Source organism: Billgrantia saliphila (assembly GCF_002930105.1).
In the GTDB taxonomy this organism is placed as follows: Bacteria; Pseudomonadota; Gammaproteobacteria; order Pseudomonadales; family Halomonadaceae; genus Halomonas; species Halomonas saliphila.
This window is the reverse complement of the sequence record NZ_PJRN01000006.1, coordinates 56,770-69,385: the sequence shown is the minus strand read 5'-3', so window position 1 is coordinate 69,385 and position 12,616 is coordinate 56,770. Positions and strand designations below refer to the sequence as shown.

General features: G+C 68.5%; 15 protein-coding genes. All 15 read left to right on the top strand.

Annotated features, from left to right (window positions below; genetic code table 11):
• Window position 1 precedes the first annotated feature (1 nt).
• The 15 genes from CYJ07_RS08495 to glsB all read left to right on the top strand — a co-directional run bounded on the left by CYJ07_RS08495 (window position 2) and on the right by glsB (window position 12,553).
• Complete coding sequence (locus CYJ07_RS08495) at window positions 2-655, top strand: multicopper oxidase domain-containing protein (RefSeq protein ID WP_156085482.1); 654 nt, start codon at window positions 2-4, stop codon at window positions 653-655.
• 254 nt (window positions 656-909) lie between these two features.
• Window positions 910-1,737, top strand: coding sequence for a phosphonate ABC transporter ATP-binding protein (gene phnC, locus CYJ07_RS08490; protein ID WP_104203263.1), 828 nt, complete (start codon window positions 910-912; stop codon window positions 1,735-1,737).
• A gap of 33 nt (window positions 1,738-1,770) precedes the next feature.
• Window positions 1,771-2,808, top strand: a complete 1,038-nt coding sequence (gene phnD, locus CYJ07_RS08485) for a phosphonate ABC transporter substrate-binding protein (RefSeq protein WP_104203262.1) — start codon at window positions 1,771-1,773, stop codon at window positions 2,806-2,808.
• 65 nt (window positions 2,809-2,873) lie between these two features.
• Window positions 2,874-3,665 (top strand): phosphonate ABC transporter, permease protein PhnE, encoded by a 792-nt coding sequence (gene phnE / locus CYJ07_RS08480; RefSeq protein ID WP_104203261.1) that lies wholly within the window; start codon window positions 2,874-2,876, stop codon window positions 3,663-3,665.
• Window positions 3,666-3,729: 64 nt separating this feature from the next.
• A complete protein-coding gene (phnF, locus tag CYJ07_RS08475) occupies window positions 3,730-4,479 on the top strand; it encodes a phosphonate metabolism transcriptional regulator PhnF (protein WP_104203260.1) in 750 nt (249 codons plus the stop codon).
• Window positions 4,476-4,946, top strand: a complete 471-nt coding sequence (phnG, locus tag CYJ07_RS08470; RefSeq protein WP_104203259.1) for a phosphonate C-P lyase system protein PhnG — start codon at window positions 4,476-4,478, stop codon at window positions 4,944-4,946. The genes phnF and phnG overlap by 4 nt, the downstream gene beginning before the upstream one ends.
• Before the next feature lie 2 nt (window positions 4,947-4,948).
• Window positions 4,949-5,533 carry a phosphonate C-P lyase system protein PhnH gene (gene phnH / locus CYJ07_RS08465; protein WP_104203258.1) on the top strand — a complete coding sequence of 195 codons (585 nt, stop codon included), beginning with the start codon at window positions 4,949-4,951 and terminating at the stop codon, window positions 5,531-5,533.
• Window positions 5,533-6,675: a carbon-phosphorus lyase complex subunit gene (locus CYJ07_RS08460; RefSeq protein ID WP_104203257.1), complete on the top strand. Its 1,143-nt coding sequence runs from the start codon at window positions 5,533-5,535 to the stop codon at window positions 6,673-6,675. Before phnH ends, CYJ07_RS08460 begins: the two co-directional genes overlap by 1 nt.
• On the top strand, window positions 6,672-7,505 hold the full coding sequence (locus CYJ07_RS08455) for an alpha-D-ribose 1-methylphosphonate 5-phosphate C-P-lyase PhnJ (RefSeq protein WP_104203256.1): 834 nt from the start codon (window positions 6,672-6,674) through the stop codon (window positions 7,503-7,505). The genes CYJ07_RS08460 and CYJ07_RS08455 overlap by 4 nt, the downstream gene beginning before the upstream one ends.
• On the top strand, window positions 7,502-8,326 hold the full coding sequence (phnK, locus tag CYJ07_RS08450; protein ID WP_104203255.1) for a phosphonate C-P lyase system protein PhnK: 825 nt from the start codon (window positions 7,502-7,504) through the stop codon (window positions 8,324-8,326). Before CYJ07_RS08455 ends, phnK begins: the two co-directional genes overlap by 4 nt.
• 14 nt (window positions 8,327-8,340) lie before the next feature.
• Window positions 8,341-9,084 (top strand): phosphonate C-P lyase system protein PhnL, encoded by a 744-nt coding sequence (gene phnL / locus CYJ07_RS08445; RefSeq protein WP_104203254.1) that lies wholly within the window; start codon window positions 8,341-8,343, stop codon window positions 9,082-9,084.
• Window positions 9,077-10,219 (top strand): alpha-D-ribose 1-methylphosphonate 5-triphosphate diphosphatase, encoded by a 1,143-nt coding sequence (locus CYJ07_RS08440; protein ID WP_104203253.1) that lies wholly within the window; start codon window positions 9,077-9,079, stop codon window positions 10,217-10,219. The genes phnL and CYJ07_RS08440 overlap by 8 nt, the downstream gene beginning before the upstream one ends.
• Window positions 10,192-10,785 (top strand): phosphonate metabolism protein/1,5-bisphosphokinase (PRPP-forming) PhnN, encoded by a 594-nt coding sequence (gene phnN, locus CYJ07_RS08435; protein WP_231489573.1) that lies wholly within the window; start codon window positions 10,192-10,194, stop codon window positions 10,783-10,785. The genes CYJ07_RS08440 and phnN overlap by 28 nt, the downstream gene beginning before the upstream one ends.
• Window positions 10,782-11,561, top strand: coding sequence for a phosphonate metabolism protein PhnP (gene phnP, locus CYJ07_RS08430; protein WP_104203251.1), 780 nt, complete (start codon window positions 10,782-10,784; stop codon window positions 11,559-11,561). Before phnN ends, phnP begins: the two co-directional genes overlap by 4 nt.
• Before the next feature lie 35 nt (window positions 11,562-11,596).
• Window positions 11,597-12,553 (top strand): glutaminase B, encoded by a 957-nt coding sequence (glsB, locus tag CYJ07_RS08425; protein WP_422666955.1) that lies wholly within the window; start codon window positions 11,597-11,599, stop codon window positions 12,551-12,553.
• Window positions 12,554-12,616 lie beyond the last annotated feature (63 nt).

Here is a 12,616-nt window from a genome sequence, read left to right as displayed (position 1 = left end):
AATCGCCCCGGCACCGGGCCAGACCAAGAGCTTCAGTTTCAAGGCGCTCAATCCGGGTCTCTACGTCTACCATTGCGCCACGCCGATGGTCGCGCAGCATATCTCCAACGGCATGTACGGCATGATCCTGGTCGAGCCGGAAGGCGGACTCTCGCCGGTGGACCGCGAGTTCTACATCATGCAGGGCGAGCTGTATACCGCCCAGCGCCACGGTAGCCAGGGGCTGCAGGAGTTCTCCCTCGACAAGCTGCTCGACGAGCGCCCCGAGCACCTGCTGTTCAACGGCAACATGGATGCGCTGACCCAGACGCACAAGATGGAGGCCGACGTGGGCGACAACGTGTGCATCTTCTTCGGCGTCGGCGGCCCCAATGCCACCTCCAGCTTCCACGTCATCGGCGAGATCTTCGACAAGGTCTACGACCAGGCCTCGCTGACCAGCCCGCCGCTGAGCGACGTGCAGATCACGCTGGTGCCCCCGGGCGGCGCTACCATGGTCGAGTTCGAGGTCGAGTACCCCGGCAAGTACATTCTCGTCGACCATGCGCTCTCCCGCCTGGAGAAGGGGCTGGCCGGTTTCCTCCACGTCAACGGCGAGGAGAACCCCGAGGTCTTCCATACCGAAGAGGCCCATGATCCCAACTCCGGACACTGAGTCACGTCCTTCACGCCATCGCGCCCCGTCCAACCGGCGGGGCGCTTGCCGTTGGCGTGACGCTTCGATGGCAATGATGTGACAGCCTTGCTTCGTCTCGCGCCAAGTGCTTGTTTTCAAAGCTACCACAAAGCCGCCTTCCGTCCCGGGTCGAACCTCAGGGGCTAGGAAATGTCACCGAATCGTTATTGTCTAGACAACGTGCCTTAACCTGAGCCAGCGACACTGACGCCATCCGATACAGGAGGCGTCACATGTCCAGCGTCACGATTGCCGTGCAGCGGCTCAGCAAGACCTTCGGTCAGACCCGCGTCCTCGAGAACGTCGGCTTCGATATCCATGCCGGCGAGATGGTGGCCCTGATCGGGCCGTCAGGCTCGGGCAAGTCGACGCTGCTGCGTCACTTGGTAGGGCTGACCACCGCCAACCGTAAAGCCGACAGCCGCATCCGCGTGATGGGGCGCGACATCCAGCGAAGCGGCCGCCTGCTGCGCGGTTCGCGCGCCCAGCGCTGTCGCTGCGGCTACATCTTCCAGCAGTTCAATCTCGTCGGCCGCCTCAGCGTGCTGACCAACGTGCTGATCGGCCGTCTCGGCTCGATGCCGCGCTGGCGGGCCCTGCTCGGGCGCTTCACCGACGAGGAGCGCGCCCAGGCTCGCCAGGCCCTGGCCCGTGTCGGCCTTGCCGAACTCGCCAACCAACGCGCCAACACCCTCTCCGGCGGCCAGATGCAGCGCGTGGCGATCGCCCGCGTGCTGATGCAGGACGCCGATGTGATTTTCGCCGACGAACCCATTGCTTCCCTCGACCCGCGCAGTGCGCGCGAAGTCATGGACATCCTCAAGCGCATCAACCTCGAGGATGGCCGTACCGTGCTCGTCTCGCTGCATCAGGTCGATTACGCCCGCCGCTACTGCTCGCGGGCCATCGCCCTCAAGCAGGGGCGCCTCTACTACGACGGCCAGACCGAGGGCCTCACCGAGGCACGACTCCAGTCGCTCTACGAGAACGCCGGGTTCGACGAGCCGCGCCACTCGCCCGTTCCCGTCGCCGCCCGCGTCGCCCTGGGCGCCGCCAGCTGATTCATCGCCAACCGCCATCAAGAGGTTTTCACCATGAGCCCCAATCTTCGCCGTCTCACCCTGCCGCTGATCGCCGGCCTCGGCCTGCTCGGCAGCCAGCTCGCCGCCGCCGAGGAGGAACTCGACACGCTGCGCTTCGGCATCATCTCCACCGAGGCCAGCCAGAACCAGGAGCCGCTGTGGCGCCCGTTCCTCGACGACATGGCCGAGAGCCTCGGCGTCGAGGTCGAGCCGTTCTTCGCCAACGACTACGCCGCGGTGATCCAGGCCATGCGCTTCGACAAGATCGACCTCGCCTGGTACGGCAACAAATCGGCCATGGAGGCGGTGGACCGCGCGGGCGGCGAGATCTTCGCCCAGACCGTGCCCGAGAACGGCGAGCCGGGCTACTGGAGCCTCCTGATCGTGCACCAGGACAGCCCCCTGGAGAGCGTTGAGGACGTGCTGGCCAACGCCTCCGAGCTGACCTTCGGCAACGGCGACCCCAATTCGACCTCCGGCTTCCTGGTGCCGAGCTATTACATCTTTGCCCAGAATGGCGTCGAGGCTAGCGAGATCTTCAAGCGCACCCTCAATTCCAACCACGAGACCAACGCGCTGTCGGTGGCCAACCGCCAGGTGGACGTCGCCACCTTCAATACCGAGAGCATGGATCGCCTGGAAATGGCGCACCCCGACAAGGCCGAGCGGCTCAAGGTGATCTGGCAGTCGCCGCTGATCCCGTCCGACCCGCTGGTCTGGCGCGAGGATCTGCCGGAGTCAATGAAGACCCGCCTGCGCGACTTCGTTCTGAGCTACGGCGAGACCGAGGAGCAGCGCGAGAGGATCGCGCCGCTGCAGTGGGCGCGCTTCGACGCCTCCGACAACGACCAGCTGCTGCCCATTCGCCAGCTCGAACTGTTCAAGCAGCGCGCCCAGCTCGCCGCCGACGACTCGCTCGACGATGCCGACAAGCAGCGTCAGTTGGCCGAGCTCGACGCCCAGCTCGATGAGCTCGACGAGCGCCTCAAGGCCCGCGAGGCCGCCCAGGCCGAAGAGAGCACGGGCGTGACCACTGCCATGGCCCAGTAACCGGACCCGTCCGCTACGGCATCAAGTCCCGAGGGGCCATGCTGGCCCCTCTCCGGAGAATCTTCATGACCGCAACGACTCCCGCGCTCGACAACGCCCCGGCCAAGCGCAGCTGGCTCAATCTGCTCGGCTGGGCTGCCGCCCTGGGCGTGCTGGCCTGGGCCTGGCAGGGCACCGAGATCAATCCCGGCGCGCTGGTCGCCAACGCCGGCAACATGGCCGAACTCGCCGGCGACTTTTTTCCGCCGGCTTTCGGCAACCTGGAGCGTTACATCGACCAGATGCTGGTGACCATCCAGATCGCCATCTGGGGCACGCTGCTGGCTATCGTGTTCGCGATTCCCTGCAGCCTGTTGTCGTCCGAGAACCTGGTGCCGTGGTGGGTCTACCAGCCCATGCGCCGGCTGATGGACGCCTGCCGCGCCATCAACGAGCTGGTCTTCGCCATGCTGTTCGTGGTGGCCGTGGGGCTCGGCCCCTTCGCCGGCACCCTGGCGCTGTTCGTCCACACCACCGGCGTGCTCGCCAAGCTGTTCTCCGAAGCCGTCGAGGCCAGCGAGGCCGGCCCCATGGAGGGCATTCGCGTCACCGGCGCCGGGCGCATCGAGGAGATCGTCTTCGGCCTGATCCCCCAGGTGCTGCCGCTATGGATCTCGGTGAGCCTCTACCGCTTCGAGTCGAACATCCGCTCGGCCACCGTGCTGGGCATGGTCGGCGGCGGCGGTATCGGCGTGGCGCTGTGGGAAACCATGCGCGGATTTCAGTACGCCGAGACCGCCACGATCATGCTGGTGATCATCATCGCCGTCACCGTGCTGGACATGGCCTCGCAGACCGTACGCAAGCGTTTCATCTAGGAGACAAAGGTGGCCGCGCTCGCGGCTCTTGCCTTCGAAAGCTCCGTTTCTGGTTGGAGTGAACATGTCTAGACAAGTGACCGATACGCCGCCGGCCAGGGCTCCCCGCTATCGCACGCTGGCCGATACGCTGGCCCGCGAGGTGCGCAGCGATTACGCCCCGGGCGAGCTGCTGCCGGCGGAGGCGGCCCTGGCCCGGCGCTTCGGGGTCAACCGCCACACCGTGCGGCGCGCGCTGGACGAGCTGGTGGCCGCGGGCATGGTGACCCGCCATCAGGGGCGCGGCACCCAGGTCGTCGACCGTCGTCTCGACTATGCCGTCAGCGCCGCCAGCAAGGTGACCCATAACCTCGCCGCGCTGGGGATCGCCACCCAGACCGAGTGTCTCGCCCAGCGCCTGTGCGAGCCGCCCGAAGCCATCGCCCAGCGCTTCGGGCAACGCCCCGGCGAGTGCTTGCTGTGCGTCGACACCCTGCGTCACATCGGTGGCGCGCCGGCCATGCTGCTGTGCCACTGGTTCGATCCCGCGCGGGTGCCCGGCTGGGAACGGCGCTATCGCGGCGGCTCGACCCGGGCGCTGCTCAATCAGCACTACGACTTGCAACTGTTTCGCCGGCGGGTGCGCATCGAAGCCGGCAGCGCCACCCGCGGCGACACCCGCCATCTGCGCTGTCCGCTCGGCGCTCCGCTGCTGCAGCTCGTAAGCGACAACGTCGATCGCGACGGCACGCTGGTCGAGATATCGGTCAGCCGCGCCCGGGCTGACCGGCTCGCCTACCACATCGATTTCGACTCCGACGAGGTGCCCTCATGACCCCCTTGCACGACCACAGCAAGCCGCAGGCACGACGCCAGCGGGTGCTGGCGCTGACGCCCCGCGACCAGCTCGAGGCCCGCTGGGCCACGCTCGGCATTCGTGCCGCGTATCGCTGCGTGCGTGGCCCCGAGACCGGCATGGCCATGCTGCGTGGCCGCATGGGCGGTACCGGCAACGCCTTTCACCTCGGCGAGATGACCCTGACCCGGGCCAGCGTCGCCCTCGATGACGGCGCCGGGGACGACGCGTTACTGGGACATGGCTGGGTGAGAGGGCGCGACCACCGCCACGCCGAGCTGATCGCCCTGGTAGCTGCCTGCGCGCAGCGCGAGGCCTGGACTCGACGTATCGACAGCGAGCTGGTTGAGCCGCTGGAGGAGGCGCTCGAGGCGCGCCGCGCCGAGGCCTCGCGTCTGGCGGCTGCCACCCGCGTCGATTTCTTCACCCTAGTACGAGGGGAGTGACCATGCCCTGGCCGACACTGAACGATCCCGTGCACGACAGCCAGCGGCTGTTTCGTCAACTGCTCACGGCGATGAGCGAGCCCGGCACGCTGCATACCCTGGAGGTGCCGTCGCCGCCGGGTGACGACATCGGCCCCGCGCTGTGGGGCGTCCTGCTGACTCTGTGCGATCTCGACACCCGGGTGTGGCTCGCCCCCGCGCTGGACGGGCCCGCCCTGCAAGAGGCGCTGGTCTTCCACACCGGTTGTCGCCTGACCGCCGATCCTGCGGAAGCCGACTTCGCCCTGGTCACGCCGGGCGTGCTGGCGGAGCCTATCGCATTTGCCCTGGGTAGCGACGAATACCCCGACCGCAGCACCACGCTGCTGGTTGCGCTCGATACCCTCGAGCCCGCCGGCGAGTGGTACCTCACTGGGCCCGGCATCGCCTTGCAGCGCCAGTTGGGCCTGGGCGTGGCGGCCGCCCCCCTGATGGCGCGGCTCGCCGCCAACCGCGGGAGTTTTCCGTGCGGGCTCGACGCCATCCTCACCTGCGGCGCGCGACTCGCCGCGCTGCCGCGCAGCACCCGAATCGAGGAGGTCGCCTGATGTACGTTGCCGTGAAAGGAGGCGAGCGTGCCATCGCAAACGCCCACCGTCTGCTCGCCGACCGGCGCCGCGGCGACCGCGAGCAAGCCGAGCTCGAGGTCGACCAGATCCAGGGCCAGCTGCGCCTGGCCGTCGACCGGGTGATGAGCGAGGCGTCGCTCTACGATCCCGAACTCGCTGCGCTTGCCATCAAGCAGGCCAGCGGCGACATGATCGAGGCGGTGTTCCTGCTGCGCGCCTACCGCACCACGCTGCCACGCCTGGCGGTGAGCGAGCCGCTGGACACCGGCGCCATGCGCATCGAACGTCGCATCAGCGCCACCTACAAGGACATACCCGGTGGCCAGGTGCTGGGGCCGACCTACGACTACACCCATCGCCTGCTCGACTTCCTGCTGCTCGCCGAGGGCGAGACGCCGCCGGTGGAGTCCAGCGAGCCGCCGCTGGCGCCGTGCCCGCAGATCCTTGAGCTGCTCGACGCCGAGGGGCTGATCGAGCGCGAGCGCGACGACGGCAGCGAGCCGGCCGACATCACTCGCGATCCGCCCGACTATCCCGTCGATCGCGCTGCACGACTGCAGATGCTGGCGCGCGGCGACGAGGGCTACCTGCTGGCGCTGGGCTATTCCACCCAGCGCGGCTATGGGCGCAATCATCCCTTCGCCGGGGAGATCCGCCTGGGCCAGGTGGAGGTGGAAATCTTCGCCGAGGAGTGGGGCGAGGCGGTGTGCGTCGGCGAGATCGCGCTGAGCGAGTGTCAGATGATCAACCAGTTCGGCGGCTCCCGTGAGGCCGCGCCGCAGTTCACCCGCGGTTACGGACTGGCTTTCGGCCATAGCGAACGCAAGACCCTGGCCATGGCGCTGGTCGACCGTGCGCTGCGCGCCGAGGAGCTCGGCGAGCCGATCCAGGGCCCCGCCCAGCAGGCCGAATTCGTGCTGGCGCATGCCGACAACGTCGAGGCCTCGGGCTTCGTCTCGCACCTCAAGCTGCCGCACTACGTCGACTTCCAATCCGAGCTCGAACTGCTGCGCCGCCTGCGGCGAGAGCACGAGGCGCGAAGGCAGGGGACGGGGCAGGAGGCCGGCTCGCCGACATCGACGACCGACGAGCGCGCCGCCGCTCCAGGAGACCCAGCATGAACGGCTACAACTTCGCCTACCTGGACGAGCAGACCAAGCGCATGATCCGCCGTGCGCTGCTCAAGGCGGTGGCCATCCCCGGCTACCAGGTGCCCTTCGGCGGCCGCGAAATGCCCATGCCCTACGGCTGGGGCACCGGCGGCATGCAGCTCACCGCCAGCATTCTCGGTGCCGACGACGTGCTCAAGGTGATCGACCAGGGCGCCGACGACACCACCAACGCGGTCAGCATCCGCGCCTTCTTCGAGCGTGTGGCGGGGGTCGAGACCACCACCGTGACGCCGGCCGCGAGCGTCATCCAGACCCGCCATCGCATCCCCGAGACGCCGCTGGAGCCGGGCCAGATCCTGGTCTTCCAGGTGCCGATCCCCGAGCCGCTGCGCTTCATCGAACCCAGCGAGCAGGAAACCCGGCTGATGCATGCCCTTGAGGAGTACGGGGTGATGCACGTGAAGCTCTACGAGGACATCGCCCGCCATGGCCATATCGCCACCACCTACGCCTACCCGGTGAAGGTCGACGGGCGCTACGTGATGGATCCCTCGCCTATCCCCAAGTTCGACAACCCCAAACTCGACATGAGCCCGGCGCTGCTACTGTTCGGCGCCGGGCGCGAGAAGCGGCTCTATGCCATCCCGCCGCATACCCGCGTCGAGAGCCTCGACTTCGAGGATCACCCCTTCGAGATCCAGCGCTGGGAGCAGCGCTGCGCGCTGTGCGCAAGCGACAAGAGCTTTCTCGACGAGGTGATCACCGACGATGCCGGAGGGCGCATGTTCGTCTGCTCGGATACCGACTACTGCCTGACACGCCGGGGAGAGCTGTCATGAAACGTCCCGACCCTTCTGCTCCTGTCCTGGCCAGGCCCGAACTGGACCGCCCCGTCCTGCTCGACGTGCAGGACGTCACGCGACTCTACGGCCCCGGCAAGGGATGCGAAGCGATCGATTTTCGCCTTCATGCCGGCGAGGTGCTGGGGATCGTCGGCGAGTCCGGCTCCGGCAAGTCGACGCTGCTGCGCGTGCTCGCCGGGCTGGAGGCGCCGGATGCCGGCCGGGTGGTCTATCACCGGCCGGGCGATGCCAGCGAGACCGATCTCTACGCCATCGGCGAGGCGCGGCGCCGCGCGCTGTTGCGCCTGGAGTGGGGCCTGGTGCACCAGAACCCGCGCGACGGGCTGCGCATGGGCGTCTCGGCCGGCGCCAACGTCGGTGAGCGGCTGATGGCGCTGGGCCAGCGGCACTACGGCCAGCTGCGCGCTGCCGGCCAGGACTGGATGACGCAGGTGGAACTCGACCCGGCACGCATCGACGACGCGCCGCGCACCTTCTCCGGCGGCATGCAGCAGCGCCTGCAGATCGCCCGCACCCTGGTTACCCGGCCGCGGCTGGTGTTCATGGACGAGCCCACCGGCGGGCTAGACGTCTCGGTGCAGGCGCGCCTGCTCGACATGCTGCGCACCCTGGTGCGCCAGCTCGGGCTCTCGGTGGTGCTGGTCACCCACGACCTGGCCGTGGCCCGCCTGCTCGCCCACCGCCTGCTGGTGATGCGCCGCGGCCGGGTGGTGGAAGCCGGCCTCACCGACCAGATACTCGACGACCCGCAACACGCCTACACGCAGCTGCTGGTGTCGTCGGTGCTGACCCCATGACCGAGGAGACGACCATGACCCCGATTCTCACCGTCGAGCGCCTCGGCAAGGGCTTCGTGCTGCACGGCCAGGGCGGGCTCGCGCTCTCGGTAATGCGCGACCTCTCGCTCGAACTCCACCCGGGCGAGTGCCTGGTGCTGGCCGGCCCCAGCGGCATCGGCAAGAGCACGCTGCTCAAGATCCTCTACGGCAACTACCTGGCCGGCGAGGGACATATTCGCCTGCACTTCAGCGATGGGCCGCTTTCCCTCACCGAGCTGCCGGCCCACGCCTGGCACGCCCTGCGCCGCGACGTGATCGGCTACGTCAGCCAGTTCCTGCGCGTGGTGCCGCGGGTCTCGGCACGCGAGGTGGTGATGGAACCGCTGCTGGCGCGCGGCGCCGATGCGGCCGAGGCCCGGGTGCGGGCCGAGACGCTGCTGGCGCGCCTCAACCTGCCCGAGCGGCTCTGGTCACTGCCCCCCGGCACCTTCTCGGGCGGCGAGCAGCAGCGCGTCAACATCGCCCGCGGCTTCATCGGCGAGCATCCGCTGCTGCTGCTCGACGAGCCCACCGCTTCGCTGGATGCCGCCAACCGCGCGGTGGTGGTCGAACTGATCCACGAGGCCAAGGCACGCGGTACCGCCATGCTCGGCATCTTCCACGACGAGGACGTGCGCGAGCGGGTTGCCGACCGCCTGCTGCCGCTGGAATCGTTCATGGCGCCGTCCCTCGCGCCCTCCGCTCAACCGATATCTCGAGGCCTCCCCCATGCATGAACAGATCCTCAGCAACGCCCGGTTGGTCCTCGACGATGAGGTCGTTATGGGCAGCCTGGTGATACGCGACGGCCGGATCGTCGAACTGGATACCGCCCCAAGCTGCCATCCCGCGGCGGTCGACTGCGGCGGCGACTACCTGCTGCCCGGGCTGGTCGAGCTGCACACCGACAACATGGAGAAGTACTTCCAGCCGCGCCCCAAGGTGGCCTGGCCGGCGCGCCAGGCGGCGCTGGCCCACGACGCCCAGATGGCGGCGAGCGGCATCACTACGGTGTTCGACGCCGTGGCCATCGGCGACGTCAACAAGGAGAGCATGCGCCACCAGGCGCTCGCCGAGATGTGCCGGGCGATCGACGACATCGTTGATGCCGGCCTGGCGCGGGTCGACCATCGCCTGCACCTGCGCTGCGAGGTCAGCCAGGCCGAGACGCTTGCGCGCTTCCGCGAGCTCGCCGACCTGCCGCGACTGGGCCTGGTGTCGCTGATGGATCATACCCCCGGGCAGCGTCAGTTCGTCTCGTTCGAGGCCTACAGCACCTACTACCAGGGCAAGTACGGACTGAGCGACGAGGAGCTCTCGGCGTTCGTCGAGCGCCAGGTCGCCAGCAGCGCCCGCTACAGCGCCGAGCACCGGCGCGCCATCGCCGCGGAGTGTCATGCCCGAGGATTGGCTCTGGCCAGCCACGACGACGCCACCCTCGAGCACGTCGCCGAGAGCCACGAATACGGCACGCGGGTGGCCGAGTTTCCCACCACGCGGGAGGCCGCCGAGGCTTCGCACCGGGCCGGCATGGCGGTGATGATGGGCGCGCCCAACGTAGTGCGCGGCGGCTCGCACTCCGGCAATATCGCCGCCGCCGAGCTGGTCGCGCAGGGTGTGCTGGACGTGCTCTCTTCCGACTATTATCCGGCGGCGCTGCTCGACGCGGTATTTCGCATCGCGCGGATGGAGAACGGCTACGCGCTGCCGCGGGCCGTGGCCACGGCCACGCGGCTGCCCGCCGAGGCGGTGGGGCTCGCCGACCGCGGCCGACTCGCCCCCGGGCTGCGCGCCGACCTGATTCGGGTGCGGTTGTGCGACGACCATCCGCTGGTCGAGCGGGTATGGTCCGCTGGACGGCAGGTGCACTGATGGGCGCGCTGGCCGAGGCGACAGCTGGGCGGCTCGTCTATGTGATGGGCCCCAGTGGGGTGGGCAAGGACAGCCTGCTCGACGCTGCACGTCGACGACATCCCGAATGGCTGGTGGCGCATCGCTACATCACCCGGCCGAGCAGCGCGAGTGAGGACAGCGTAAGCCTGAGCCGCGCGGAGTTCGCCTGGCGCCGTCAGGCGGGGCTGTTCTGCCTCGACTGGCAGGCCCATGGGCTCGACTACGCGCTGGGGCTCGAGGTGTGTGCCTGGCTCGAGCGCGGCGCCACGGTGCTGGTCAACGGCAGTCGGCGTGCCCTGCCGTTGGCCGAGGTGCGTTTCCCCAGGCAGCTGCGCCCGGTGATGGTAACGGCTCGGTCGGAGGTGCTGCGCGAGCGGCTCCAGCAGCGGGGGCGGGAAAGTCGCGAGCAGATCGCGGCCCGGCTCGAGCGGCATCGCCAGCTCGAGCGAGCCTGTCCCGGCGTGCATCGCCTGGACAACAGCGGAGCGCTCGAAACCACGCTGGCGGCTCTCGAGGCCTGGCTGGCCGAGGAGTGCGTCTCGTGAGGCTACGCTTCGTGGGCACCGGCGACAGCGCCCAGGTGCCGCGCTTCGGCTGCGACTGCCCGGCCTGCCAGCGTGCCCGGGTGCTGAGCTGCCATCGGCGTGGGCCCTGCTGTGCCGAGGTACGGGTGGACGGGCAGCGCTACCTGCTCGACGCGGGGCGCATGGATCTTGCCGAAGACTGCGAGCGTGAGCGCCCCGCGGCAATTCTGCTGACGCACTACCATGTCGACCATGTGCAGGGCCTGTTTCACCTGCGCTGGGGCGCGGGCGAGCCGATTCCCGTTTATGGCCCCAAGGATCCGCAGGGCTGCGCCGATCTCCACCAGCATGCCGGCGTGCTCGCCTTCCAGCCGGGGCTCAAGCCGTTCCGCCCGCTGCAACTCGAGGGCATGGAGGCGATCCCGGTACCGCTCAACCACAGCAAGCCGACGCTGGGCTACTGTCTCGACGACGGGGGCTCGCGGTTGGCCTACCTCACCGATACCTGCGGGCTGCCGCCCGAGACCGAGCGCTTCCTGCGCCGCTGGCGTCCCGATGCGGTGGTGCTCGATGCCACGCATCCGGCCAGCCACACCGAGCCTCGCAACCACAATACGCTGTCGATGGCGCTGGAGATCGTCGAGCGGCTGGCACCGCAACGGGCCTGGCTGACCCACCTGAGCCATGCCGTCGATGCCGAGGCCATGGTCGCGCCGTTGGCGTTGCCGCCGCACGTAACGCTGGCGCGGGACGGTGACGAGCACACGCTTTGCGCGCCGCACGAACGCATTGCCTAGACTGATCGGCACACTCTTCAGTGCCGTGAGGTCCCGTGCTCGATATCGATACGCCCGAACTGCTGTCGCGCAACGCCTTGCAGCAGCTGCTCGATCGCCTGGCGGCGGATGCGCCGCGCTGTTTCGGCGAAGGCCGGGTGGCCAGCTATATCCCGGCCCTCGCCGAGGTCGAGCCCGATCAGTTCGGCATCGCCGTTTGCCATGCCGACGGCAGCGTGCAGTGTTCCGGCGACGCGACGACACGCTTTTCGATCCAGTCGATCTCCAAGGCTCATGCGCTGGTGCTGGCCATGCGCGAGCTGCCGCCCGAGGAGATCTGGCGTCGCGTGGGGCGCGAGCCGTCCGGTCAGGCCTTCAACTCGATCGTCCAGCTCGAGGTGGAGAACGGCGTGCCGCGAAACCCTTTCATCAATGCCGGTGCGCTGATGGTCACCGACATGCTGGTCTCGCAGCTGTTCATGCCGCAGCAGACGATCCGCGAGCACGTCCGCCGGCTCTGCGTCACACCGAGTGTCGACTTCGACGAGACCGTGGCGCGTTCGGAGATGGATCACAAGGCGCACAACGCGGCGCTCGCCTATTTGATGCAGGCCTACGGCAACATCCGCAACGACGTCGAGGTGGTGCTCGACGCCTACTTACATAGCTGTTCGCTGGCGATGAACTGCGTCGAGCTGGCCAGGAGTTTCGCCTTCCTGGCCAATCACGGGGTCAACCCGTTCGACGGCCAGGCGGTGCTCTCCCCGGTACAGACCCGCCAGATGAACGCGCTGCTGCTGACCTGTGGACTCTACGACGCGGCGGGCGACTTCGCTTGGCGGGTCGGCCTGCCGGGCAAGAGCGGGGTGGGGGGCGGCATCATCGCCATCCTGCCGCGGCGCATGAGCATCTGCGTCTGGTCGCCGCGGCTCGACAGCTACGGTAACTCCATCGCCGGCCGCCACGCGCTGGAAGGACTGGTCGAGGGGCTGAACGTCACGCCGTTGGGCTAGCTCGAAGCGTCTCTGGATAAGGTCCGTTACCCAGCCGCTCAATTCCCTTACCTGCTGCCTCAG